General features: G+C 71.9%; 26 protein-coding genes and 2 tRNA genes. 18 read left to right on the plus strand and 10 right to left on the minus strand.

The window, feature by feature from the left end:
* Positions 1-84 precede the first annotated feature (84 nt).
* The 3 genes from Tsedi_RS11340 to trhP are packed head-to-tail and all read left to right on the plus strand — an operon-like array spanning position 85 to position 2,049.
* Positions 85-339, plus strand: a complete 255-nt coding sequence (locus tag Tsedi_RS11340) for a type II toxin-antitoxin system Phd/YefM family antitoxin (RefSeq protein WP_143896694.1) — start codon at positions 85-87, stop codon at positions 337-339.
* Positions 332-595, plus strand: coding sequence for a Txe/YoeB family addiction module toxin (locus tag Tsedi_RS11345; RefSeq protein ID WP_143896696.1), 264 nt, complete (start codon positions 332-334; stop codon positions 593-595). The genes Tsedi_RS11340 and Tsedi_RS11345 overlap by 8 nt, the downstream gene beginning before the upstream one ends.
* Complete coding sequence (gene trhP, locus Tsedi_RS11350; RefSeq protein ID WP_143896698.1) at positions 592-2,049, plus strand: prephenate-dependent tRNA uridine(34) hydroxylase TrhP; 1,458 nt, start codon at positions 592-594, stop codon at positions 2,047-2,049. Before Tsedi_RS11345 ends, trhP begins: the two co-directional genes overlap by 4 nt.
* Positions 2,050-2,080: 31 nt before the next feature.
* On the opposite strand, the gene hemL is transcribed toward trhP, so the two are convergent.
* The gene (hemL, locus tag Tsedi_RS11355; protein WP_143896700.1) at positions 2,081-3,382 is read right to left on the minus strand and encodes a glutamate-1-semialdehyde 2,1-aminomutase; all 1,302 of its coding nucleotides are present in this window, start codon (positions 3,380-3,382) and stop codon (positions 2,081-2,083) included.
* A 6-nt stretch (positions 3,383-3,388) separates the two neighbouring features.
* Positions 3,389-4,252: a bifunctional hydroxymethylpyrimidine kinase/phosphomethylpyrimidine kinase gene (locus tag Tsedi_RS11360; protein WP_246099265.1), complete on the minus strand. Its 864-nt coding sequence runs from the start codon at positions 4,250-4,252 to the stop codon at positions 3,389-3,391.
* A 58-nt stretch (positions 4,253-4,310) separates the two neighbouring features.
* Here Tsedi_RS11360 and Tsedi_RS11365 point away from each other — a divergent pair, with 58 nt between their 5' ends.
* Positions 4,311-4,487 (plus strand): rubredoxin, encoded by a 177-nt coding sequence (locus Tsedi_RS11365; RefSeq protein WP_143890975.1) that lies wholly within the window; start codon positions 4,311-4,313, stop codon positions 4,485-4,487.
* A gap of 22 nt (positions 4,488-4,509) precedes the next feature.
* On the opposite strand, the gene Tsedi_RS11370 is transcribed toward Tsedi_RS11365, so the two are convergent.
* A complete protein-coding gene (locus Tsedi_RS11370) occupies positions 4,510-6,006 on the minus strand; it encodes a cryptochrome/photolyase family protein (RefSeq protein ID WP_143896704.1) in 1,497 nt (498 codons plus the stop codon).
* A gap of 26 nt (positions 6,007-6,032) precedes the next feature.
* On the opposite strand from Tsedi_RS11370, the gene Tsedi_RS11375 reads away from it, so the two are divergent.
* Genes Tsedi_RS11375 through Tsedi_RS11405 form a run of 7 tightly spaced genes read left to right on the plus strand, consistent with a single transcriptional unit; the run spans position 6,033 to position 11,801 of the window.
* A complete protein-coding gene (locus Tsedi_RS11375; RefSeq protein WP_143896706.1) occupies positions 6,033-6,701 on the plus strand; it encodes a YqgE/AlgH family protein in 669 nt (222 codons plus the stop codon).
* Positions 6,698-7,108, plus strand: coding sequence for a Holliday junction resolvase RuvX (gene ruvX, locus Tsedi_RS11380; RefSeq protein WP_143896708.1), 411 nt, complete (start codon positions 6,698-6,700; stop codon positions 7,106-7,108). The genes Tsedi_RS11375 and ruvX overlap by 4 nt, the downstream gene beginning before the upstream one ends.
* Positions 7,105-7,662 carry a bifunctional pyr operon transcriptional regulator/uracil phosphoribosyltransferase PyrR gene (gene pyrR / locus Tsedi_RS11385; RefSeq protein WP_143896710.1) on the plus strand — a complete coding sequence of 186 codons (558 nt, stop codon included), beginning with the start codon at positions 7,105-7,107 and terminating at the stop codon, positions 7,660-7,662. Before ruvX ends, pyrR begins: the two co-directional genes overlap by 4 nt.
* A complete protein-coding gene (locus Tsedi_RS11390; protein WP_143896712.1) occupies positions 7,659-8,618 on the plus strand; it encodes an aspartate carbamoyltransferase catalytic subunit in 960 nt (319 codons plus the stop codon). The genes pyrR and Tsedi_RS11390 overlap by 4 nt, the downstream gene beginning before the upstream one ends.
* The gene (locus Tsedi_RS11395) at positions 8,615-9,937 is read left to right on the plus strand and encodes a dihydroorotase (protein WP_143896715.1); all 1,323 of its coding nucleotides are present in this window, start codon (positions 8,615-8,617) and stop codon (positions 9,935-9,937) included. Before Tsedi_RS11390 ends, Tsedi_RS11395 begins: the two co-directional genes overlap by 4 nt.
* Positions 9,927-10,736 (plus strand): lysophospholipid acyltransferase family protein, encoded by an 810-nt coding sequence (locus tag Tsedi_RS11400; protein WP_143896717.1) that lies wholly within the window; start codon positions 9,927-9,929, stop codon positions 10,734-10,736. Before Tsedi_RS11395 ends, Tsedi_RS11400 begins: the two co-directional genes overlap by 11 nt.
* A gap of 39 nt (positions 10,737-10,775) precedes the next feature.
* Positions 10,776-11,801: a DUF475 domain-containing protein gene (locus Tsedi_RS11405; RefSeq protein WP_221934225.1), complete on the plus strand. Its 1,026-nt coding sequence runs from the start codon at positions 10,776-10,778 to the stop codon at positions 11,799-11,801.
* On the opposite strand, the gene Tsedi_RS12215 is transcribed toward Tsedi_RS11405, so the two are convergent.
* Positions 11,783-12,421: a hypothetical protein gene (locus Tsedi_RS12215; RefSeq protein ID WP_185970663.1), complete on the minus strand. Its 639-nt coding sequence runs from the start codon at positions 12,419-12,421 to the stop codon at positions 11,783-11,785. The genes Tsedi_RS11405 and Tsedi_RS12215 overlap by 19 nt on opposite strands.
* Positions 12,422-12,635: 214 nt before the next feature.
* Between Tsedi_RS12215 and Tsedi_RS12285 the strand changes: the two genes are divergently transcribed.
* Both Tsedi_RS12285 and Tsedi_RS12290 read left to right on the plus strand, forming a co-directional pair.
* Positions 12,636-12,815 (plus strand): hypothetical protein, encoded by a 180-nt coding sequence (locus Tsedi_RS12285; RefSeq protein ID WP_425472763.1) that lies wholly within the window; start codon positions 12,636-12,638, stop codon positions 12,813-12,815.
* On the plus strand, positions 12,793-12,957 hold the full coding sequence (locus Tsedi_RS12290) for an XRE family transcriptional regulator (RefSeq protein ID WP_221934224.1): 165 nt from the start codon (positions 12,793-12,795) through the stop codon (positions 12,955-12,957). Before Tsedi_RS12285 ends, Tsedi_RS12290 begins: the two co-directional genes overlap by 23 nt.
* Positions 12,958-12,971: 14 nt before the next feature.
* Here the strand turns inward: Tsedi_RS12290 and Tsedi_RS11420 are convergent.
* From Tsedi_RS11420 to pilB, 6 genes are all read right to left on the minus strand, one after another.
* Positions 12,972-13,047, minus strand: a tRNA-Lys gene (locus Tsedi_RS11420).
* 6 nt (positions 13,048-13,053) lie between these two features.
* A tRNA-Ala gene (locus Tsedi_RS11425) sits at positions 13,054-13,129 on the minus strand.
* A 39-nt stretch (positions 13,130-13,168) separates the two neighbouring features.
* Entirely contained in the window at positions 13,169-14,815 is a 1,647-nt protein-coding gene (locus Tsedi_RS11430; protein WP_143896723.1) for a response regulator, read from the minus strand.
* Positions 14,812-16,497, minus strand: a complete 1,686-nt coding sequence (locus Tsedi_RS11435; protein WP_143896725.1) for a tetratricopeptide repeat protein — start codon at positions 16,495-16,497, stop codon at positions 14,812-14,814. Before Tsedi_RS11435 ends, Tsedi_RS11430 begins: the two co-directional genes overlap by 4 nt.
* Positions 16,494-17,708, minus strand: a complete 1,215-nt coding sequence (locus Tsedi_RS11440; RefSeq protein WP_143896727.1) for a type II secretion system F family protein — start codon at positions 17,706-17,708, stop codon at positions 16,494-16,496. Before Tsedi_RS11440 ends, Tsedi_RS11435 begins: the two co-directional genes overlap by 4 nt.
* Positions 17,709-17,762: 54 nt before the next feature.
* Positions 17,763-19,493 carry a type IV-A pilus assembly ATPase PilB gene (gene pilB, locus Tsedi_RS11445; protein ID WP_143896729.1) on the minus strand — a complete coding sequence of 577 codons (1,731 nt, stop codon included), beginning with the start codon at positions 19,491-19,493 and terminating at the stop codon, positions 17,763-17,765.
* Positions 19,494-19,605: 112 nt separating this feature from the next.
* Here pilB and accB point away from each other — a divergent pair, with 112 nt between their 5' ends.
* The 5 genes from accB to Tsedi_RS11470 form a co-directional block, all read left to right on the plus strand.
* Positions 19,606-20,070 carry an acetyl-CoA carboxylase biotin carboxyl carrier protein gene (gene accB, locus Tsedi_RS11450; RefSeq protein ID WP_143896731.1) on the plus strand — a complete coding sequence of 155 codons (465 nt, stop codon included), beginning with the start codon at positions 19,606-19,608 and terminating at the stop codon, positions 20,068-20,070.
* A 10-nt stretch (positions 20,071-20,080) separates the two neighbouring features.
* Complete coding sequence (gene accC / locus Tsedi_RS11455) at positions 20,081-21,433, plus strand: acetyl-CoA carboxylase biotin carboxylase subunit (protein WP_143896733.1); 1,353 nt, start codon at positions 20,081-20,083, stop codon at positions 21,431-21,433.
* On the plus strand, positions 21,420-22,355 hold the full coding sequence (prmA, locus tag Tsedi_RS11460; RefSeq protein ID WP_143896735.1) for a 50S ribosomal protein L11 methyltransferase: 936 nt from the start codon (positions 21,420-21,422) through the stop codon (positions 22,353-22,355). The genes accC and prmA overlap by 14 nt, the downstream gene beginning before the upstream one ends.
* A 44-nt stretch (positions 22,356-22,399) precedes the next feature.
* Entirely contained in the window at positions 22,400-23,308 is a 909-nt protein-coding gene (locus Tsedi_RS11465; protein WP_143896739.1) for a zinc-ribbon and DUF3426 domain-containing protein, read from the plus strand.
* A gap of 12 nt (positions 23,309-23,320) precedes the next feature.
* Positions 23,321-24,082, plus strand: a 762-nt coding sequence (locus Tsedi_RS11470) for a carbohydrate kinase family protein (protein WP_143896737.1), incomplete at its 3' end; no start/stop codon positions are given.

Genomic DNA, 24,082 nt, shown 5'->3' on the forward strand with positions numbered 1-24,082 from the left:
CCAGCCTGAAGGACGGCCCCGCGCGGGGCCGTTTTTCCATGCCGGCCCGGCGCGTATACTTGTTCTCGGGAAAGGACAAGTCCGATGCGCACGATAGCGTTCTCGCATGCCCGTAACCGGCTCAAGCAGGTCATCGACCAGGTGGTCGAGGACGCCGACGTCACCGTCATCACGCGCCGGGATGCGCCGGACGCGGTGCTGATGTCGCTGGAGACTTTCAATCGCTGGCAGGAGACCGTGCACCTGCTGAAGTCGCCGGCCAACGTGCGCCACTTGGCCGAATCGATCCGGCAGTGGCAGGCGGGCGAGGTGAGCGAGCACGGGCTGGCCGATGCCTGAGCGGCTGCTGTGGACGGCGGCTGCGTGGGACGACTATGTCTGGTGGCAAGGACAGGATCGCAAGACGCTGCGCCGCATCAACCAGCTGATCCGCGACGCGCTGCGCGAGCCGTTCGGCGGTATCGGCAAACCGGAGCCGCTGCGTGAGAACCTCGCGGGTCTGTGGTCGCGCCGCATCGACGATACCCACCGTCTGGTCTACACGGTCGAAGGGGACGCGTTGGTGATCCTGGCCTGCCGCTACCATTACACATGACCCTGCGCGCCCCAGAACTGCTGCTGCCCGCCGGCTCGCTGGCGCATCTGCGCGTCGCGTTCGACTTCGGCGCCGATGCCGTCTACGCCGGCCAGCCGCGCTACTCGCTGCGCGCGCGCAACAACGAATTCCGCCTGGAGCAGATCGCCCAGGGCATCGCCGAGGCGCACGCGCGCGGCAAGCGCTTCTTCGTCACCAGCAACCTGATCGCGCACAACGACAAGGTGCGCACCTGCCTGCGCGACCTGGCGCCGGTGGTGGCGCTGCGGCCGGATGCGCTGATCATGGCCGACGCGGGTCTGATCATGCTGGTGCGCGAGGAGATGGAGCGCGGCCGCTGGCCGGAGGTGCCGATCCACCTGTCGGTGCAGGCCAACACCACCAACTGGGCGGCGGTGAAGTTCTGGCAGCGCGCGGGCGTGGCGCGCATCATCCTGAGCCGCGAGCTGAGCCTGGAGGAGATTGCGCAGATCCGCGACGCCTGCCCGGACATGGAGCTGGAGGTGTTCGTGCACGGCGCGCTGTGCATCGCGTACTCCGGGCGCTGCCTGCTGAGCGGCTACTTCAACCGGCGCGACCCCAACCAGGGCACCTGCACCAACGCCTGCCGCTGGGGCTACCGCACGCACGCGGCCGGCGAGACCGACGCCGGCGACGTGCAGCCGCTGGGCACCGCGGGCTGCGGCGCCGGATACGCTGGCACGGCGGGGATGGACGGCGAGGCCGAAGCCGGCCGCCTTGGCGCTGACTTCGACTTCGCGCGCGAGCAGGCGCAGGCCGAGGCGGAGCAGGCGACGGCGCGCGCCACCACCGGCGACGGGCGGCGTCATCCGCTGGCGGACCGCGTCTGGCTGCTGGAGGAGGCCTCGCGCCCCGGCGAGCTGATGCCGGTGATGGAGGACGAGCACGGCACCTACATCCTCAACAGCCGCGACCTGCGCGCGGTGGAATACGTGCAGGATCTGGTGCGCATCGGGGTCGATTCGCTCAAGATCGAGGGGCGCACCAAGAGCGTGTACTACGTGGCGCGCACCGCGCAGGTGTACCGGCGCGCGATCGACGACGCGGTGGCGGGCCGGCCGTTCGACCCGGCGCTGCTGGCCGAGCTGGACGGGCTGGCCAGCCGGGGCTACACCAGCGGCCTGCTGGTGCGCCGCCCGGCACAGGACTACCAGAACTACGCCAGCGGCCACTCGGTGCCGAAGCGCAGCCAGTACGTCGGCGACGTGGTCGGCGTGCGCGCCGACGGCTGGGCCGAGGTGGAGACCAAGAACCGCTTCGCCGTGGGCGACCGGCTGGAGGTGATCCACCCGCGCGGCAACCGCGTGGTGACGCTGGCGGCGATGCAGGACGCCGAGGGGCGCGCGATCGAGGTCGCGGCCGGCAACCCGCTGCGCGTGTGGGTGCCGCTGGGCGAACCGGCACGCGGCGCGCTGCTGGCGCGCCTGTCGTGACGCCGCGCGGCCCGTGCGGCCGTCGCACCGCTCAGGCGGCCAGCGTCGGCAGCACCGCGCGCGCGGCCTCGATCGTCGCCTCGATCTCGGCCTCGCCGTGCGCCGCGCTGACGAAGCCGGCCTCGTACAGCGCCGGGGCGAAGTAGACGCCGCGCTCCAGCATCCCGTGGAAGAAACGGTTGAAGCGCTGCGCGTCGCTGGCCATCACCTGGGCGTAGTTCTGCGGCAGCTCGGGCAGCAGGAAGAAGCCGAACATGCCGCCCTCGCTGTCGACGCTGAACGGCACGCCGGCGCGGTCGGCCTCGGCCTTGAGGCCCTCGGCCAGCGCGCGCGTGCGCGCCGCCAGCTGCTCGAAGAAGCCCGGTCGCTGGATGACGCGCAGCGTGGCCAACCCGCAGGCAGTGGCCACCGGGTTGCCCGACAGCGTGCCGGCCTGATAGACCGGCCCGAGCGGGGCGAGCTGCTCCATCACCGCGCGCTTGCCGCCGAAGGCCGCCAGCGGCATGCCGCCGCCGATGACCTTGCCCATCACCGTCATGTCCGGTTCGAAACCGGGGATCAGGCGCGCGTAGAGGCTTTGCGCGCCGCCCAGCGCGACGCGAAAGCCGGTCATCACCTCGTCGAACACCAGCAGCGCGCCGTGCTGCGTGCACAGCTCGCGGCAGCGGCGCATGAACGGCACGCTGGCGCGCACGAAGTTCATGTTGCCGGCGATCGGCTCGATCATCAGCGCGGCGATCTGCGGCCCGTGCTCGGCGAAGGCCGCCTCCAGCTGCGCGACGTTGTTGTATTCGAGCACCAGCGTGTGCTGCACCACCTCCGGCGGCACCCCGGCGCTGGTGGGGTGGCCGAAGGTCGCCAGCCCCGAGCCGGCCTTGACCAGCAGCGCATCGGCATGGCCGTGGTAGCAGCCCTCGAACTTGATGATCTTGGGCCGACCGGTGGCGCCGCGCGCGAGGCGGATCGCGCTCATGCCGGCCTCGGTGCCGGAGCTGACCAGGCGCACCATCTCCAGGCTGGGCAGCAGGCGGATGATCGTTTCGGCCAGCTCGATCTCGCGCTCGGTCGGCGCGCCGAACGAAAACCCGTCGCGCACCGCGGCCTGCACCGCCTCGACCACCTCCGGGTGGCCGTGGCCGAGGATCATCGGCCCCCACGAGCCGATGTAGTCGATGTAGCGCCGCCCCTCGGCGTCCCAGAACCAGGGCCCTTCGGCGCGGGTGATGAAGCGCGGCGTGCCGCCGACGGCGCGGAAGGCGCGCACCGGCGAGTTGACGCCGCCGGGGATGACGGTCTTGGCACGGTCGAACAGGATCTGGTTGCGGTCGGTCATGGCGGCTCAGCGCTCGCTCGTGTCGTCGTCGGGGGTGTCTGCTTCGTCGCCCGCCTCGTCGGCCCAGAACAGCCGCTGCGGGATGGCGTGGCCCATGCCGGGTTGAAAGCCGTGCAGCAGCGCCTGGTCGAGGTAGGCCAGCGCCTGGCTGGCGGCCACCGGCAGCTCGGCCTCGTGCGCCAGCAGCCCCGCCAGCGCGGCGGCCAGCGTGTCGCCGGCGCCGACGAAGGTGGCGTCGATGCGTTCGTAGGCCACGCTGGCCAGCACCACCTCCGGGGTGGCCAGCAGGTTGTCGAGCCGCTCGCCCTGCGCCACGCCGGTCAGCAGCGTGGCGCCGGCGCCGCAGGTGGCGGCGGCGCGCGCGATGTCGCGCGGGCCCGGTGGGCGGTCGTCCTCCCACTCCGGCAGCAGCCAGCGCGCCAGCGTGTGGTGGTTGCCGACCAGCACGTCGGTCTGCGGCAGCAGCAGCTCGGCGGCGGCCTCCAGCAGCGCCTCGCGCGCAGCGTCATCCAGCGCGGCCAGCTCCGGCACGTAGGTCACCACCGGCAGCTCGTCGTAGTCGCTCAGGATCGAGCCGATGGCCGAGACGGCCTGCGCGCCCATCGCCAGGCTGACCTTGACGGCGTGCACCGGCACGTCCTCCAGCACCGCGCGTGCCTGCTCGTCGATCCAGTCGGCTTCCAGCGTCAGCAGCTGATGGCGCTGGCGCGTGTCGCCGACCCACACCGCCGTGACCACCGGCAGCGCGTGGCACGAGGCGCTCACCAAGGCCGTGATGTCGGCACCCAGGCCGCCGGCGCCGCTGGGGTCGCTGGCGTTGAAGCACAGCACGCACGGCGTGGCGGGGGAAGGGTCGGGGGAGGTGGTCATGGACGGCCCTACAATCGCCGGCATTCTATCGACAACGCCTGCGAGCGCGACTGCGGCCATGACGACCCCCTACCGGACCTGGATGTGCCTGATCTGCGGCTGGATCTACGACGAGGCCGCCGGCGACCCCGAACACGGCATCGCCCCCGGCACGCGCTGGGAGGACGTGCCGGTCAACTGGACCTGCCCCGAGTGCGGCGCGCGCAAGGAAGACTTCGAGATGGTGCCGCTGTGACGGCACCCCCGCGCCGCGCCGTTCAGTCCGCGGCCTTGACGACGGCGTAGCGCGCCAGCGTTTTCTGCCGTGCGGCCGCGTGATCGACGATCGGGCGCGGGTAGGTCACCCCGAGCGTGACACCGGCGGCGGCCAGCGCACCGGGGCTGGCCTCCCACGGCGCGTGGATGGTCTGGTCGTCCAGTGCGGCCAGCTCCGGCACGTAGCGGCGGATGAACTTGCCGTGCGGGTCGAACTTGCGGCTCTGTGCCACCGGGTTGAAGATGCGAAAGTACGGCTGCGCGTCGCAGCCGCTGGAGGCGGCCCACTGCCAGCCGCCGTTGTTGGCCGCGAGATCGAAGTCGAGCAGGTGGTCGGCGAAGTATTGCTCGCCGCGCCGCCAGTCCAGCCCCAGGTCCTTGGTCAGGAAGCTGGCCACCACCATGCGCAGCCGGTTGTGCATGTAGCCGGTCTGGTTGAGCTGGCGCATCGCCGCATCCACCAGCGGAAAGCCGGTCTGGCCGGCGCACCAGGCGGCGAACAGCGCCTCGGCATGGCGGCCGCGTTCCCAGCGGATGCGGTCATATTCGGGCTTGAAGGCGTGGCCGACCACATGGGGGAAGTTGGCCAGGATCTGGTGATAGAAGTCGCGCCAGATCAGCTCGTTGAGCCAGGCGCTGCCGCCGGCCTGGCCGCGGGCGTGCAGCGCGTGCGCGGCGGCGGCCACCTCGCGGATGCTGAGCGTGCCGAAGCGCAGGTGGGCGCTCAGGTAGCTCGGCCCCTTGACGCCGGGGAAGTCGCGCGTCTGGTGGTAGCGCTCGATGCGGGTGAGAAAGTCCTCCCACATCGCGCGTGCGCCGCTGGAGCCGGTGCGCATCGGCAGCTGGCGCAGGTTGGTGGGGGCAAAGCCCAGGTCCGCCAGCGTCGGCCACCCAGGGGCAAGCTCCTCCGGCACCGGCGCCAGCGCCGCGCCGTGGCGCTCCACCGGGTAGGCCTTCAGGTGGAAGGGCGTGAGCGCGCGCAGCCACGCGTTCCTGTACGGTGTGAAGACGGTGAACGGGCGGCCGTTGCCGGTGAGCACCTCGCGCCGCTCGAAGATCACGTGATCCTTGAAGGTGTGCAGCACCGCGCCCTGATGCGCCAGCGCGCCCAGCACGCGCGCGTCGCGCGCCAGCGCGCAGGGGTCGTCGTCGTGGTTGGCGTACACCGCCTGCGCGCCCAGCTGCGCGGCCAGGCGCGGGATCTCGTCGGCCGCCATCCCGTGGCGCACGATCAGCCGCACGCCGTCGGTGCCGAACGAGCGGCCCAGCGCGTGCAGCTGGGCGTCCAGGTCCTCCAGCGCCGCCAGGATGAACTCGACGCGCCGGTCGGCGCGCAGGCCGCGGTCGAGCAGCGGCTGCAGGATGGCCGTGTCGAACACGAACGCACACCAGACGCGCCGGCAGCCGCGCAGCGCGTGGTAGAGCGCGGCGTTGTCGTGGGCACGCAGGTCGCGGCGGAACCACATCAGGCCGGTGTCGTAACGAGGGGCGGGCGTCATGGAGGCGGGCCGTACAATCGAACGCGATGAGCGTCGATGCTACCCCGGTCGATCTGACGAATCATTTTTTGATCGCCATGCCCGGCCTGAACGACGAGCTGTTCGGCCGCAGCGTGGTGTACGTGTGCGAGCACAGTCCCAAGGGGGCGCTCGGGTTGATCGTCAACAAGCCGGCCGGGGTGACGCTGGGCGAGCTGTTCGAGCGGCTGGAGCTGCCGCTGGGACGCCCGGAGTGGGCCGGGCAGCCGGTGCTGCGCGGCGGGCCGCTGCAGATGGAGCGCGGCTTCGTGCTGCACGACGACATGGGCGAGCCGGTGCCGGTGCTGGCGCCGCAGGAGGCGGCGGATCCCACGGCAGATGACGCCGAGGCGCAGGACGAGGGCGCGCGCGCGCGCCCCACCGTGTACGCCTCGTCGCTGAAGGTGGCGGGGGCGGGGCTGGAGCTGACCACGTCGCGCGACGTGCTGGAGGCGGTGTCGGTCGGCGCCGGCCCGAAGCGTCTGCTGCTGGCGCTGGGCTTCTCGTCGTGGGGCGAGGGGCAACTCGAGTCCGAGCTCGGCGACAACGCCTGGCTGACGGTACCGGCCGATCCGGCGATCCTGTTCGAGGTGCCGCTGGCGCAGCGCTACGAGCGCGCGCTGGCGCTGCTGGGGCTGCAGCCGTGGATGCTGACGCCCGGGGCGGGGCGTGCATGAACGTCTGGGGCAAGGTGCCGCCGCAGGCGCAGACCTTCCTCGGCTTGGACTGGGGGCTCAAGCGCATCGGCGTGGCCAGCGGCAACCGCATCACCGGCACCGCCTCGCCGCTGGTCACGGTGGTCGAGCAGGGCGAGGCGCGCTGGGCGCGGCTGCAGGCGCTGGTGCGCGAATGGCGCCCCGACGCGCTGGTGGTGGGCGTGCCGCTGCACCCCGACGGCGCCGCGCACGAGCAGACGCGGCAGGCGCAGCGCTTCGCGCGTCGGCTGCACGGGCGGCTGGGCCTGCCGGTGGTGGAGGTGGACGAGCGCTACAGCACCACCGAGGCGCTGGCCGCCGGCGCGCGCGACGCCGACGCGGCGGCGGCCTGCATCATCCTGGAGCAGTATCTGAGGAGCTTGTCATGAACGCAGCCTCGCCCCCGGCCGCGGGGGCGCTCACGCTGGACGCCGAGGCGCTCTACGCCGAGCTCAAGCGCGCCGTGCAGGCGCTGCTGGCCGCCGGGCCGCAGCCGACGCACCTGGTCGGGGTGGCCTCGGGCGGCGCGTGGCTGGCCGAGCGGCTGCAGCGCGAGCTCGGCCTGCCCGGTCAGGCCGGCGTGGTGGCCTCCACGCTGCACCGTGACGACTACGCACAGCGGGGTCTGAGCGCCAGCGCGGCGCAGACGCGTCTGCCGTTCGAGGTCGACGGCGCGCACATCCTGCTCGTCGACGACGTGCTCTACACCGGCCGCACGCTGCGCGCGGTGCTCAACGAGCTGTTCGACCACGGGCGGCCTGCGAGCGTGCGGCTGGCGGTGCTGGTGGACCGCGGCGGGCGCGAGCTGCCGGTGGCGGCGGACGCCGCCGCGGTGCGCCTGCCGCTGCCGCCGCAGCAGTCGTTCGAGCTGACCCGCGGCGAGGACGGCCGCTTCGGCTTCGTGCTGCTGGAGCACGGCCGGCCGGTGGAGGCGGCGCGATGAGACGGCCCAATCCTCAGCTCAACCGGCACGGCGAGCTCATCCACCTGCTGTCCACCGAGGGGCTGCCGCGCGAGATCCTGCTGCAGATTCTGGACACCGCGCAGCAGTTCGTCGGCGTCAACGCGCGCGAGGTCAAGAAGGTGCCGCTGCTGCGCGGCAAGAGCGTCTTCAACCTGTTCTTCGAGAACAGCACGCGCACCCGCACGACCTTCGAGATCGCCGCCACGCGCCTGTCGGCCGACGTGTTCAACCTCGACATCGCGCGCTCCTCCACCGCCAAGGGCGAGACGCTGCTGGACACCATCGCCAACCTGTCGGCGATGGCCGCCGACATCTTCGTCGTGCGCCACGGCGAGTCCGGCGCGCCGTACCTGATCGCGCAGCACGTGGCGCCGCACGTGCACGTGATCAACGCCGGCGACGGCCGCCACGCGCACCCGACGCAGGGGCTGCTCGACATGTACACCATCCGCCACTACAAGGGCGACTTCACGAACCTGTCGGTGGCCATCGTGGGCGACGTGCTGCACTCGCGCGTGGCGCGCTCCGACATCCATGCGCTGACGACGCTGGGCTGCCCGGACGTGCGCGTGGTGGGGCCGCGCACGCTGGTGCCGAGCGACCTGTCGCACCTGGGCGTGCGCGTTTGCCATGCGCTGGAGGAGGGCATCCGCGACTGCGACGTGGTCATCGCCCTGCGGCTGCAGAACGAGCGCATGAGCGGGGCGCTGCTGCCCTCCAGCCAGGAGTACTTCAAGAGCTTCGGTCTGACGCCGGAGCGCCTGCGCTGGGCCAAGCCCGACGCCATCGTCATGCACCCGGGGCCGGTCAACCGCGGCGTCGAGATCGCCTCCAGCGTCGTCGACGGCGCGCAAAGCGTCGTGCTGCCGCAGGTGACCTTCGGCGTCGCGGTGCGCATGGCGGTCATGGGCATCATCGCGGGGAACGAGGCATGAGGATCCTGATACGCCAGGGCCGGGTCATCGACCCCGCCAGCGGCACCGACCGCGTGGCCGACGTGGCCATCGCCGCCGGCCGCATCATCGGCATCGGTGCGGTGCCGTCCGACTTCGCGCCCAACCGCGTCCTGGAGGCGGCCGGCTGCTGGGTGCTGCCGGGGCTGGTGGACCTGTGCGTGCGCCTGCGCGAGCCGGGCGGTGAGCACGCCGGCCTGCTGGAAAGCGAGAGCGCCGCCGCGGTGGCCGGCGGTGTCACCAGCCTGGTCTGCCCTCCGGACACCGACCCGGTGCTGGACGAGCCGGGGCTGGTGGACATGCTGCGCAGCCGCGCCGCGGCGCTGCACCGCAGCCGCGTCTTTCCGCTCGGGGCGTTGACGCGGGGGCTGGCCGGCGAGGTGCTGGCCGAGATGGTGCAGCTGTCCGAGCGCGGCTGCGTCGGGTTCAGCCAGGCCGATCGCCCGATCGTCAACACGCAGGTGCTGCAGCGCGCCTTCCAGTACGCCGCCACGTTCGGCTTCAGCCTGTGGCTGCGGCCGCAGGAGCCGTGGCTGTCCAAGGGCGTCATGGCCAGCGGGCCGCTGGCCACGCGGCTGGGCCTGCCCGGGGTGCCGGCGGCAGCGGAGGTGATCGCGCTGCAGACGATGCTCGAGCTCCTGCGCGGCGTGGTCGGCACCGCCGATCCGGCGCCGTTGCGGCTGCACGTCAGCTGCCTGAGCACCGCGGCCGGCGTCGAGCTGGTGCGCCGCGCCAAGGCCGAGGGCCTGCCGGTGACCGCCGACGTCAGCGTGCACAACCTGCTGCTGACCGACACCGACATCGGCTACTACGACACGCGGCTGCGTCTGCTGCCCCCGGTGCGTCAGCAGCGTGACCGCGCGGCGCTGCGCCAGGGGCTGGCCGACGGCACGATCGACGCGCTCGTGTCGGACCACACGCCGGTGTCGGCCGACGACAAGCTGCTGCCGTTCGGCGAGGCCGCCCCCGGCGCCACCGCGGTGGAGCTGCTGGCGGGGCTGGCGCTGAAGTGGGCCGAGCAGGACGGCGTGCCGCTGGCGCGCGCGCTGGAGGTCATCACCGCCGGGCCGGCGCGGGTGCTGGGGGCGCGGCTCGGCACGCTGCAGGCCAGCGTCGGGCGGCTGGTGGTGGGCGGCGTGGCCGACGTGTGCGTGCTCGACCCCGCCGCGCCGTGGCGGGTGGAGCCGGCGGCGCTGGTCAGCCAGTCGCGCCACACGCCGTTCGAGGGGCACGAGCTGCCGGCGCGCGTGCGTGCCACGCTGGTGGGCGGGCACATCGCGCACGAGGCCGATGCCCGCTGAGCCGGCCCGTCACCGCCGCCCCTGGCCGCTGGCGCTGCTGCGCGCGCTGCGGCTGCTGGGGCACGTGCTGCGCGGCCTGTGGACGGTGCGGCGCCACTTTCCGCGCTGGGACGAGGCCGAGCGCGCACGGCGCGTGCAGGCGTGGTCGGCGCAGCTGCTCGAGCTGCTGGGCGTGCCGCTGCGCCAGCAGGGCGAACCGCCCCCGCCGGGCAGCCTGGTCGTGGCCAATCACGTGTCGTGGCTGGATATCCTGGCGGTCGACGCCGCGCGGCCGTGCCGCTTCATCGCCAAGGCCGACGTGCACCGCTGGCCGCTGCTGGGGGCGCTGGTGGCCGGCGCCGGCACGCTGTTCATCGAGCGCTCGAGCCGCCGCGACGCGCTGCGCGTGGTGCACCAGGCGGCCGAGCGGCTGCGCGCCGGTGACGTGCTGGCGTTCTTCCCCGAAGGCACGACCAGCGACGGCCACACGGTGCTGCCGTTTCACGCCAACCTGCTGCAGGCCGCGGTCGTCACCGATGCACCGGTGGTGCCGCTCGGGGTCGCGTATCGCCGTGCCGGTGACGCGCCGGGGCGACGCCATGATGCTCCCGCCTACGTCGGCGACATGACGCTGCTGACCTCGCTGTGGCGCGTGCTGCGCGCGGCGGATCTGGAGGCGGAGCTGCGCTGGGGCACGCCGCAGCGTGCCGCCGGGCGCGACCGCCGCGCCTGGGCCGCCGACCTGCGCGCCGAGGTGGCGCGGCTGGCCGGGCTGCCGCCGCCGGCGTCGCCTGCTGGCGCGGGCACGGGGGGTGACTGACGGGCGCGGCCGCTTCGAGCACAATCGCGCCCCATCATGCTGCAACATTTTCGTTTCTCGTTCGCCTTTTCGGCCGTCTGCCTGGGGCTGGCGGCCTGGTGGGGGCTGCAGTCGCCGCTGGGGCTGTGGACGGCGCTGTGGCTGACCGCGGTGCTGGCGGTGCTGGAGGTAAGCCTCTCGTTCGACAACGCGGTGGTCAATGCCAGCGTGCTGCGCGGCATGAGCCGGCTGTGGCAGCAGCTGTTCCTGACGGTGGGCATCCTGATCGCGGTCTTCGGCATGCGGCTGGTGTTTCCGATCGTCATCGTGGCGGTGGCGGCGGACATGGGCTGGATGGACACCGTGCGGCTGGCGCTGCAGCGTCCGGACGATTACGCGCGCGTGCTCACCAGCGTCTATCCGGTCATCTCGGCCTTCGGCGGCACCTTCCTGCTGCTGGTGTTCCTGAACTTCCTGTTCGACGCCGACAAGGAGACGCACTGGCTCGGCGTGCTGGAGCGGCGCATGGTGCGCGCGGCCAAGTTCGACGAGATCGCCGTGTTCGTGGCGCTGCTGGTGGTGTTCTCGACGCGCTGGTGGGTGCCCGAGGTGGAGCAGAACCGCGTCTTCGTCGCCGGCATCGCCGGCATCCTGCTGTACCTGGCGGTCGATGCCGTCGGCGCCCTCTTCAACGACGAGGAGGAGGGACGCGCGGCGGTGGCCACCGTGCAGCGCAGCGGCTTTGCGGGCTTTCTCTACCTGGAGGTGCTCGACGCGTCGTTCTCGTTCGACGGCGTCATCGGGGCGTTCGCGATCACCAAGGACGTGGTCATCATCATGCTGGGCTTGGCCATCGGCGCCATTTTCGTGCGCTCGATGACGGTCTACCTCGTGCGCCGCGGCACCCTGCAGGCGTACCGCTACCTCGAGCACGGCGCGCACTACGCCATCGGGGCGCTGGCGGCGATCATGCTGATGGGCACGGTGGTGCACGTGCCGGAGGTCGTCACCGGCCTGATCGGCGTGGCCTTCATCGCTGCGTCGGTGCTGTCGTCGCTGCGCGAGCGTCAGCGCGCCGCCGACTGAGCGTCAACCGGCTCGGGCGCACCCTGCGCCACCGCGCGCCCCTTCGTGCGGCTGGCCTGGCGCGGCGCCGGCTTGGGTGACGGCGCCGCCGCGGGCAGCCGATCCAGCTGTCCCTCGGTCAGGGTGTCGAGCTGGAAGCGCCCGCTCCTGTCCCACAGCCAGCTGTCGGTGTAGACGACGCTGCCCAGGCGCTGCGGCGCCGGGTAGGGTGCGGCGGCCAGCACCATGCGCTCGATCTCGGCCTTGACGTGCGGTACGTGGTCGGGCGCGCGCATCCATTCGAAGTGCTGCACCTCGCCGCGCGGGCCGATGGTGACGCGCATCACGCCCACCGCCTGCAGCAGCGGCGGCAGCTTGCCGCGGAAGACGCGCTCGCCGTAGCGCTCGTAGAGATGGCCGGCGCCGTCGCGGCGGTATTCGCGCTCGCTGCTGGCCAGCGAGACCTTGCCGGAGAAGGGCGGCTCGACCACGCGCGGCGCCTCGGGAACGGGCGCCGGGGTGGCCACCACCGGGGCGGCGGGCTCGGGCGCCGGGGCCACCGGCTTGGGGGGAGCGGTGGTGCAGCCGGCCAGCCAGCCGGTCAGGGCCGCGCCGGCGGCCACCATCGTCCATCGGGTCATGCGCTGCATCGTCCTGAGGCCTCGTCGAGTGGCGGGCCGGCGCGCTGCCGGCCCTGGGTGGACGGATTGTGGCGCATCCGCCGGGCTTTGGGGAGGGGGCTTCAGGCCGCGGTGCCGGCCCCGTCGCCCGCCCGGAGCCCTGCATGGCCTGCGCCGTTCTTTCAAGAGCCTGTCCGGGTGGGTCGGGGTGCCTGCAGGCGTGGTGGCGCAGATCATGGGTCACAAGCCCGGCGCCATCGCCGAACGGCACTACACCGTGCGCCCGCTTGACCTGCTGGCGCAGTGGCACGCCAAGATCGAGGGGTGGACCCTGCAGCAGGCCGCCATCGAAGCGCCGGCCAGGAGGCGGCGCAACGGCGGCGCGTGGTGGTGTGACCCGGTCCCGCCTGAATGACCTGCTGCGCGGGCGGCTGAGCCGCTTTTCGCTGGACGCGCTGGTCAACCAGGCCAGCGCCGCCGGGCTGTTCGTGCGGATCGAGGGGTTGTCACGATTTGGTCACGCCGGCGAAGTGACAGAAAGCAGGAATGCCGCGTAACCTGTCGATTGGCTTGGTGGGTCCTGTAGGATTCGAACCTACGACCTACGGATTAAGAGTCCGCTGCTCTACCAGCTGAGCTAAGAACCCGGTATCTGGTGGACCGAAGGAGGATCGAACTCCCGACCTCCGCATTGCGAACGCGGCGCTCTCCCAGCTGAGCTATCGGCCCGTGAGACGCGCATTATAGCCGAAAGTCGCGCCGTCCGGTTCAGTCGCCTTCGACGCTCTTGACGTCCATCACGCGCAGGCTGACGCCGCCGGACTGGCGCGCGGCCTTGTCCCCGATGACCGGGCGGTTGGCCCAGGACTGGTAGCGCGTGCGCAGGGCCTGGATGCGCGGGGCGAGCTCGGCGGCGTCCTCGATGCGCGCCTCATAGCGCTTCAGCGCTCCCCACGCCGACTCGATGATCTTGGTGTTGCAGGTGGCCTCGCCCTGCGCCAGCAGCTCCAGCACCGCGGCGCGCGGCTGGCCCGCCAGCGCCAGCCGCATCGCCCGCTCGACGATGCCCAGCACCTCGTGGTGCAGGCTGGCCAGGCGCTCGGCGTACGGCGGATGCGCGGCGGCGGCTTGCGCCAGCAGCGCGGTCAGCGCCTTGGTGGTGCAGAAGCGCCGGCCCAGCAGCGTCAGGCGCTCCTCGACCTCGTCGATCTGGATGGCGCGTGCGGCCGTGTGCGCCAGCAGCGTGGCCAGGTTGCAGGCGGCCTCGAAGTCGAAGCCTTCCTCGAGGATGGTGGCCATCATCGCGCGCAGCCCCTGCAGCACGCGCGCCACCTGCGCCTCCAGCAGCAGCGCGGCGATCTCCAGCACCTGCGCCAGGCGCTGCAGCCGCTGCGACTTGGGGTGGCGCTCCAGGATGCGCAGCGCATCGTCCCAGCAGCGCTGCAGGCCCTTGCGGTCGCCGGCTTCCAGCCGCATGAAGCCCAGCAGCACCAGTGTCTGGGCGTCGAACATCTTGGAGTCGAGTCCCAGCCGCACGCTGCGCGCCAGCAGCTGCTCGGCCAGTTCGCGCTGGCCGCAGTAGTGCGCCAGCATGCCGTGGCGCTGCAGGCGGCTGATCGAGTACGGCGTCAGGTCGGTGGCGATCTTGTAGGCGGCCAGCGCGGCGTCGAAGTTGCCCAGCTCGATCTGCGCGCGCCCCATGACGTCGTAGGCGTCGGCGTACTGCGGGTCGGCGTCCAGCAGCGCCTGCAGCGTTACGCTGGCCTTCTGCGCCTGGCCCGCGTCGAGCTGTGCGCGCGCCACGCCCAGGCGTGCCCACGGCAGCGCCTTGGCCTGCACCACGGCCTCGTACAGGCGTTGCGCCTCGTCGTAGCGGTGCAGGCGCAGCAGCAGCTCGGCGCCGACGCGGGCGGCGTAGAGCCAGTAGTCGCCGCGGCTGTGGAAGCGCTGCAGGCACAGCTGCGCGGCGCGCTCGAAGTCCTGTGCCTCCACGGCGGCGAAGATGTCCTTCAGCACCGTCTTGCGGTGACGTGCCTGCGCGATGCGGGTGGCCAGCTCGTTGGCGGTGAAGGGCTTGAGCAGGTAGGAGTCCAGCGCCGACTCGGCGGCCTCGGCCACGCGCGCGTAGGAGGCCTCGGCGGTGACCATGATGAACACGGTGGCGAACGGCAGCAGCCCGGCGCGGCGCAGGTCGTCCAGCAGCTCCTGCCCGGTGCCGCTGTCGTTGGGGAAGTTCTGCTCGCAGACGACGACGTCGAAGGTGCGGAACTCGAGCTGGCGTCGGGCGTCGGCGATGCGCGGCGCCTGCGCCACGGAGCGTGCTCCCAGGTCGCGCAGCTGCGCCACCAGGATCGAGCGCGAGGTCGGGTTGCCGTCCACCACCAGCGCGGTGGCGTCGTAAAGGTCGCAGATCATGCGGCTTCGAGGGTGTCCTGGCGCGGTCGGGCGGGCCGGTCGAGCGCGGCCAGCGCGATGCCGCCGGCGGGCCGCAGGCGCGGGTCGCCCAGCGCCGGGCGGTGGCGCGCGGTGCCGTAGGCCTGCCGCAGCCCCGCCACCTGCTCGTGCCAGCGCTGGGCGTTGGGCAGCGCGTGCGCATGGCGTTGCAGTACAAGCCAGGCCGACTCGACCGCGCGTGCGTTGAACGTGCGCTGTGCCAGCGTGACCAGGTCGGCCAGTCCCATGACGGCGTCGCCGTCGGCGACGCGGCGCAGCGCCTCCTCGATGCGCTGCACCATGGTGGCCTCGCACTGGCGCAGCTGCTCGGCGTAGTGCGTGTGCAGCCGCGCGGCGCTGGCCAGCAGTTCACTCATGGCCTTGGAGGTGGCGAAGCGCAGCCCGATGCGCTCGACCAGCGCCGGCTGCTCGGACAGCTGGCCGCGGTGCGTCAGTGCCGCCAGCGCCGCCAGCAGGTTGCAGGCGGCCTCCATCACGAACGCCGGGCTGGCCGCATCCTCCTGCCAGCGCGTTACCTCGACGCTGACGTCGCGGCCGTCCTGCGCGTCGCACAGCGCCTGCACCAGGTGGTCGAAGCGCTGCAGCCGCGCATCCTCCGGCTCGGCCAGGGCACGCTTGTGCAGCTCGCCGTGCTGGCGCTGCAGCTCGTCCGCGTCGGCGTGCTCGTAGGCGGCGATGGCCAGCAGCACCAGGCTTTCGGCATCGAACATCTTGGAGTCGAGCCCGAGCGCGGCGGCGCGCTGCAGCAGCTCCACGGCCTTGTCGCGGTTGCCGATGAAGAAGGCCAGCATCCCCAGCCGCTGCTGGCGCCCGATGGCCAGCGGCGTGGCCGCCAGCGCCCGCTCCAGGCTGTCGAGCGCCTCGGTGAACTGACCCAGCTCGGTCTGCACGCGCGCCAGCACGTCCAGCGCGTCGGGGTGGTCGGGGTGCAGCTCCAGCAGCCGCTGCAGCGTCTGCTGCGCCGCCGCCGGCGCACCGTCTTCCAGCTGGCAGCGCGCCACGCCCAGCAGGGCCCAGGGCTGGGGCTCGGCGTCCCAGATCGACTGGAACAGCGCCTGCGCCTGCCCGAGCCGGCCCAGCCGCAGCAGGATCTCCGCGCCCCAGCGCGCCGCCTGCAGCCACTGCGGCCCGCGCGTGGCGAAGCGCTGCAGGCACAGCTCCACGGCGTCGTCGTGGCGTCCCTCCTCCAGCGCGCGATGGATGTCCCACAGCGCGACCTTGCGCCGCTGCGCCTGCTCGATGCGGTCGTACAGCGTGCCGGCGGAGTAGGGGCGCACGATGTAGCTGTCCACCGCGGACTCGGCCGCCTCGGCCACCTTCAGGTAGGTGGCCTCGTCGGTGATCATGATGAACACCGTGCCGAACGGCAGCAGGCCGCTGCGGCGCAGGTCGTCCAGCAGCGCCTGACCCGAGCCGCCGCGCGGGAAGGTGTCACCGCAGACCACGAGGTCGAAGGCGTGGCGCTCGATCTCGCGGCGCGCGTCGGCGATGCGCCCGACCTGGGTGATGGAGGAAAAGCCGAAGGCGCGCAGCTGTCCCGCCAGCGTCATGCGCGCGGTGGGATTGGCGTCGACCACCAGCGCCGCGCTGCGCCGCATGTCGGCGGGCAGCGGCGCGGTGGTGCCGGCCGGCCCTGCGGTCACACCACGGCCCCGAGCTTGAAGATCGGCAGGTACATCGCCACGACGATGCCGCCGATGAGGGTGCCCAGAATGACGATGATGATCGGCTCCATCAGGCTCGACAGCCCCGCCACCATGTCGTCGACCTCCTGCTCGTAGAAGTCGGCCGCCTTGCCCAGCATGTGGTCGATGGAGCCCGACTCCTCGCCGATGGCGCACATCTGCAGCACCATCGAGGGAAACACGCCGGTGTTGGTCATCGCCTGCGTCAGCGCGGTGCCGGTGGCCACCTCCTGCTGGATCTTGGCGGTGGCCTCGGCGTAGACCGAGTTGCCGGCCGCGCCGCCGACCGAATCGAGCGCGTCCACCAGCGGCACGCCGGCGGCAAACATCGTGGAGAGCGTGCGCGTCCAGCGCGCGACGACGGACTTTTCCACCAGCTGGCCGAAGATCGGCAGCCGCAGCAGCAGCCGGTCCATGAAGCGCTGCACCTTCTCGCTGCGCTTCCAGGCCTGGAAGAAGAAATACAGCCCGCCGCCCAGCGCGCCGAAGATCAGCCACCAGTAGTCGACGAAGAATTCGCTCATCGCGATGACCGCCAGCGTCGGCGCCGGCAGGTCGGCGCCGAACGAGGTGAACACCTCCTTGAACGCCGGCACGACGAAGATCATGATCACCGACACGACGATGAAGGCCACCACCAGCACCGCGGTCGGGTACATCAGCGCCGACTTGACCTTGCCCTTGATGGCCTCGGTCTTCTCGAGGTAGGTGGACAGCCGGTCGAGGATGTCCTCCAGGATGCCGGCCGCCTCGCCCGCTTCCACCAGGTTGCAGTACAGCGAGTTGAAGTAGGCCGGGTGCTTGCGGAACGCCGCCGACAGCGAGGTGCCGGTTTCCACGTCGGTGCGGATCTCGTACAGCAGTCGCGCCACGCTCGGGTTGGGGTTGCCGCGGCCGACGATGTCGAACGCCTGCAGCAGCGGCACGCCGGCCTTCATCATCGTGGCGAGCTGGCGCGTGAAGATGGCGATGTCCTTGGGCTTGATGCGCTTGGCCGAGGCGAAGCGCTTGCGGCGCACCTTCTGCACCACGATGCCCTGGCGGCGCAGCTGCGCCTGCACCTGCCCCTCGCCGGCGGCGCGCAGCTCGCCCTTGACGGTCTTGCCGTTGCGGTCCTTGCCTTCCCACTCGAAGAGGTAGTCCTGGGCGGCGGCGGTGGCAGTGGCCATGGGCGATCCCTCCTTGGTATGTCGGCGTAGCGCGGGCGCGGGCGACTGGGGCCGTCAGTCGTTGGTCACCGACAGCACCTCCTCCAACGACGTGATGCCCATCTTAACCTTGCGCAGGCCGCTTTCGCGCAGCGTGCGCACGCCCTCGCGGCGCGCCTGCTCGGCGATCTCCAGCGCGCTGGCGCCGCGCAGGATCAGCTGCTGGATCGCCTCGCTGACGGGCATGACCTGGTAGATGCCGACGCGTCCCTTGTAGCCGTCGTGGCAGGCCGAGCAGCCGACCGGCTTGTACGGTTGCCAGCCGCCCTCCAGATCTTCCTCGGTGAAGCCGGCGTCCAGCAGCGCCTGCCGCGGCAGGTCGTGGTGCGGCACCTTGCACTTGGGGCACAGGCGCCGCGCCAGCCGCTGCGCGGTGATCAGGTTGACGCTGGCGGCGATGTTGAACGGCGCCACCCCCATGTTGACCAGGCGCGTCAGCGTCGAGGGCGCGTCGTTGGTGTGCAGGGTCGACAGCACCAGGTGGCCGGTCTGCGCGGCCTTGATGGCGATGTCGGCGGTCTCCAGGTCGCGGATCTCGCCGACCATGATGATGTCCGGGTCCTGGCGCAGGAAGGCGCGCAGCGCCGCGGCGAAGGTCAGGCCCGCCTTCTCGTTGACGTTGACCTGGTTGACGCCGGGCAGGTTGATCTCGGCCGGGTCCTCGGCGGTGGAGATGTTGACGCCGGGCTGGTTGAGCAGGTTCAGGCAGCTGTAGAGCGACACCGTCTTGCCCGAACCGGTGGGGCCGGTGACCAGCACCATGCCGTACGGGCGGTTGATCGCCGCCAGCAGCTTTTCCTTCTCGTCCGGCTCGTAGCCGAGCGCGTCGATGCCCATCTGCGCGCTGCTGGGGTCGAGGATGCGGATGACGATCTTCTCGCCGAACAGCGTCGGCAGCGTGCTGACGCGAAAGTCGATCACCTTGTCCGGGCCGACCTTGAGCTTCATGCGGCCGTCCTGTGGCACGCGCTTCTCGGAGATGTCGAGCCTGGAGATGACCTTGATGCGCGAGGCCAGCTTGTCCTTGATCGCCACCGGCGGCGTGGCGATCTCGCGCAGCTGCCCGTCGATGCGGAAGCGCACGCGGTAGAACTGCTCGTAGGGCTCGAAGTGCAGGTCGGAGGCGCGCATCGCGTAGGCGTCCAGCAGCATCTTGTGCAGGAAGCGCACGATCGGCGCGTCCTCGACCTCGGCCGAGGTCGCCTGCTCCGACTCCGCGGAGGTCATCTCGATGCCCTCGGCGGCGAAGTCGAACTCGCTGCCGACGATCTGCTGCAGCGCCTGACCGGCGCCGGTGGTGTAGGTCTGCACCAGCTGTTCCAGCTTGTCGACCTCGGCGATGATCCAGTCGACCATCAGCTGGGTCTCGAACTTGACCTTCTCGGCCGCCTGCAGATCGGACGGATCGGCGGTGGCCACCGACAGCCGGTTGCCGCGCCGCGCCAGGGGGACGATGCGGAACTGCTGGCAGGTGCGCGCCGACAGCACCCCCTGCGGCAGCCGCTGCGGATCCACCGCCTCCAGGTCGATCAGCGGCGCGGCGAATGCCGCGGACATGGTGTGCGCCAGCTCGCGCGGCGAGACCGCGCGGGCCTCGATCAGCTCGGTGATGAAGCCGGTGCGCTTGCGCTGGGCCTCGGCGTAGAGCTGCTGCGCCTGCTCCAGCGTCAGGGCGCCCTGAGCCATGAGGGCGCGCGCCAGACCGGGCAGCGCCATCGTGGCCACGGCGTCATCGGTGGGTGCCATCGATCCCTCCAGAGCGTTCATGGTCGAGCGGGGCGCTTCGTGTATATTGCGCCCTCCTTGCGCGCTGTTGATGCGCGATCAACGCCAGTTCGGAGCATAGTACGGAGTCACCATGGATCTGCGCAAGCTCAAGACGCTCATCGACCTGGTCTCGGAGTCCAACATCTCCGAACTCGAGATCACCGAGGCCGAGGGCAAGGTGCGCATCGTCAAGGGCTCGGCCACGCCGGCCGCCGCCGTGGTGCCGGTGATGCCGGCGCCGGCTGCGCCGATCACGGTGCAGGCCCCCGCCCCGCTGGCCGAGCCGGCCGCCGCCCCCGTGGCGGCGCCCGTCGTGCCCCAAGGGCACGTCATCAGGTCGCCCATGGTCGGCACCTTCTACCGCTCGCCCAGCCCCGGCGCCAAGCCCTTCGTCGAGGTCGGGCAGACGGTCAAGGAGGGCGAGACGGTGTGCATCATCGAAGCCATGAAAATCCTCAACGAGATCGAGGCCGACCGCGCCGGCGTCATCAAGGAGATTCTGGTCGAAAACGGCCAGGCGGTCGAATACGGCCAGCCGCTGTTCGTTCTCGAGTGAGCCCGCCGCGATGTTCAAGAAGATCCTGATCGCCAACCGCGGGGAGATCGCGCTGCGCGTGCAGCGCGCCTGTCGCGAGCTGGGCATCAAGGCGGTGGTGGTCTACTCCGAGGCCGACCGCGACGCCAAATACGTCAGGCTGGCCGACGAGGCGGTGTGCATCGGTCCGGCCCCGTCGGCGCAGAGCTACCTGAACATGCCGGCCATCATCTCGGCCGCGGAGGTCACCGACGCCGAGGCGATCCACCCGGGCTACGGTTTCCTGTCGGAAAACGCCGACTTTGCCGAGCGGGTGGAAAAGAGCGGCTTCGTCTTCATCGGCCCGACGCCCGAGTCGATCCGCCTGATGGGCGACAAGGTCTCGGCCAAGCAGGCGATGCAGCGCGCCGGCGTGCCCACGGTGCCCGGCTCGGAGGGCGCGCTGCCGGACGACCCGGCCGAGATCAAGCGCATCGCGCGGTCCATCGGCTATCCGGTCATCATCAAGGCCGCCGGCGGCGGCGGCGGGCGCGGCATGCGCGTGGTGCACACCGAGGCGGCGCTGCTGCACGCGGTGCAGACCACCAAGAGCGAAGCGGCGGCGGCCTTCAACAACCCCGAGGTGTACATGGAGAAGTTCCTCCAGAACCCTCGGCACATCGAGATCCAGGTGCTGGCCGACCAGCACCGCAACGCGGTGCACCTGTTCGAGCGCGACTGCTCGATGCAGCGCCGTCACCAGAAGGTGATCGAGGAGGCGCCCGCGCCGGGCATCCCGCGGCGCCTGATCGAGCGCATCGGCGACCGCTGCGCCGCCGCGTGCAAGAAGATCGGCTACCGTGGCGCCGGCACGTTCGAATTCCTGTACGAGAACGGCGAGTTCTACTTCATCGAGATGAACACGCGCGTGCAGGTCGAGCACCCGGTCACCGAGATGATCACCGGCGTGGACATCGTGCGCCAGCAGATCCTGATCGCCGCCGGCGAGAAGCTGCCGTTCACGCAGCGCCAGCTGCAGCTGCGCGGTCACGCGATCGAGTGCCGCCTCAACGCCGAGGATCCCTACAAGTTCACGCCGTCGCCGGGGCGCATCACCACCTGGCACGCACCGGGTGGTCCCGGGGTGCGGGTGGATTCGCACATCTACTCCGGCTACACCGTGCCGCCGAACTACGACTCGATGATCGGCAAGATCATCGTGCACGGCGACACGCGCGAGCAGGCGCTGGCGCGCATGCGCGGGGCGCTGGCGGAGGTGGTGATCGAGGGCATCAAGACCAACGTGCCGCTGCACCGCGAGCTGATGGTGGACGCCAATTTCGAGGCCGGCGGCACCAACATCCACTACCTCGAGAGCTGGTTGGCGCAACGTGAGCGCGGCTGAATCCGGACCGGATGACGGCGCGGCGCGCTGGCACGAGCTCGCGCTGCGCGTGCCCGAGGCGCGCGTCGAGGAGGTGTGCGAGGCGCTGGAAGCGCTGGAGGCGCTCAGCGTCGCCGTCGAGGACGCCGACGCCGACACGCCGGCCGAGCACGCGCTGTTCGGCGAGCCGGATCAACCGCCGCCGGCTGCGGGCTGGCAGCGCTCGCGCGTGACCGCGCTGTTCGACACCGAGGCGCAGGCGCGCGAGGCCGCCGCGCTGCTGCAGGTGCAGGACTTCTTCGACGGCTGCGACGTGGAGGGCGTGCGCCCGGTGAGGGATGCCGACTGGGTGCGCCTGACGCAGGCCCAGTTCGAGCCGGTGCCGATCACCGACGACTTCTGGATCGTGCCGAGCTGGCACGAGCCGCCGGCGCAGGCGCGCACGGTGCTGCGCCTGGACCCCGGACTGGCGTTTGGCACCGGCACGCACCCGACCACACGCATGTGCCTGCGCTGGATCGCCAGGCACGGTGCGGTGGCGGGGCGGCGCGTGCTCGACTACGGCTGTGGCTCCGGCATCCTGGCGATGGCCGCGGCACGTTTCGGCGCCGCCGAGGTCGATGCGGTCGACATCGACCCGGCGGCCGTGGAGGCCACGCGCGCCAATGCCGCCGCCAACGGCGTGGCGCTGCGTGCCGGACCACCGGAGCTGGCGCAGGGCGCCTACGGCGTCGTGCTGGCCAACATCCTGGCCACGCCGCTGAAGGTGCTGGCGCCGTTGCTGTGCGGCCACGTCGCGCCGGGCGGCCATCTGGTGCTGGCCGGCATCCTGGAGCGCCAGGCCGGGGAGCTGCGCGCCGCCTACGCGCCGTGGCTGGCGCTGCAGGTGGCCGATGCCGAGGACGGCTGGATCCTGATGACCGCGCAGCGCGCCGCGGCCTGAAGCGGCGCCGTCGGCGGTGGCGCGCTCCCCCCATAATCGGGGTCATGCGCTTCATCACCCGCTGTCCGTCGTGCGGCACCTCGTTCCGGGTCGTCGTCGATCAGCTCAAGATTGCCGACGGCTGGGTGCGCTGCGGCTTCTGCCAGCGGGTGTTCGACGCGACGCAGGACCTGCAGCCGGAAGCGCCGGCTCCCGTGGCGCCCGAAGGGCCGCCGCCGCCGGTGGGCGCCGAGGCGCCCGTCGCCGCCGCCATGTCGGCGGAGCCGGCGGCGACCGGATCCGGCGCGACGACCGAGGTGGCGCCAGGCACCGAGGCGCCCGCGCCACCGCCAGACGAGCCCCGGCCTGGCCTGGAGCGCCCGGAGGCGGGTGCGGCCGCCGCGGCGACGGCCGCGCCCGTGGGGCCGCACGACGTCGCCCCGCCGCCCGCGCCGGAGCCGGCCTTCGTGCGCGCGGCGCGCCGGCGCGCACGCTGGCGCCACCCGGCGGTGCGTGCCGGGCTGGCCGTGCTGGCGCTGGGGCTGGCCGCGCTGCTGGTGGCGCAGGCCGCGTGGCTGGCGCGCGCCCCGCTGCTGGCGCGCTGGCCGGCGTTGCAGCCGCTGGCCGAGAACGTCTGCGCGCGGCTGGGCTGCAGCCTGGGGCCGCGGCGCGACGTCGACGCGGTGGTGGTGGAGGGCTCGGTGCTGCTGCGCCGCGCCCCCGACCGCTACAGCTTCCACCTCGTGCTGCGCAACCGCACCGACGCGCAGGTGGCCGCCCCGGCGCTGGAGCTGACGCTGCTGGATGCGCAGGAGCAGCCGCTGGTGCGCCGCGTCTGGCTGCCGCGCGAGTGGCCCCAGCCGCTGGAGGCGCTGGACGCCGGCGCCGAATGGCCGCTGCAGTTCGAGCTCGCCTTCGACCACCCGCAGGCCAGCCGCATGAGCGGCTACCGCGTGGTGCTGTTCCACCCCTGACCCGATCCGACCATGACCATCCTCGTCTGCGGCTCGCTGGCCTTCGACACCATCATGGATTTCGAGGGCCGCTTCGCCGACCACATCCTGCCCGATCAGCTGCACATCCTCAACGTCGCCTTCCTCGTGCCGGCGCTGCGGCGCGAGTTCGGTGGCTGCGCCGGCAACATCGCCTACGGGCTGCGCCAGCTGGGCGCCGCGGTGCGGCCGGTGGCCACGCTCGGCGCCGACGGCGAGCACTACCTGCAGCGCCTGCGGGAGCTCGGCGTGGACGTCAGCGCGGTGCGCGTGCTGCCGCAGCACTACACGGCGCAGGCGATGATCATGACCGACCGCGACAACAACCAGATCACCGCCTTTCACCCCGGCGCGATGGCCTTGGCGCACACCAACCCGATCCGCGACACCGCCGGCGTGCGCCTGGCCATCCTGTCGCCGGACGGCAAACAGGCCACGTGGGAGCACGCGCACCAGCTGCACGCCGCCGGCGTGCCGTTCATGTTCGATCCCGGACAGGGCCTGCCGATGTTCGACGGCGCGGAGCTGCTGCGCCTGGTGGAGCTGGCGGACTGGGCGGCGCTCAACGACTATGAGGCGCGCCTGTTGTGCGACCGCACGGGGCTGACGCTGGCGGCACTGTCACGCCGGCTGCGCGCGCTGGTGGTGACGCTGGGCGAGCACGGCTGCGAGGTCTGGCAGGACGGCGAACGCACCCTGGTGCCGGGCGAGCGCGCCGAGGCGATCGTCGATCCGACCGGCTGCGGCGACGCCTTC

This window comes from Tepidimonas sediminis (genome assembly GCF_007556605.1).
Classification (GTDB): Bacteria; Pseudomonadota; Gammaproteobacteria; order Burkholderiales; family Burkholderiaceae_C; genus Tepidimonas; species Tepidimonas sediminis.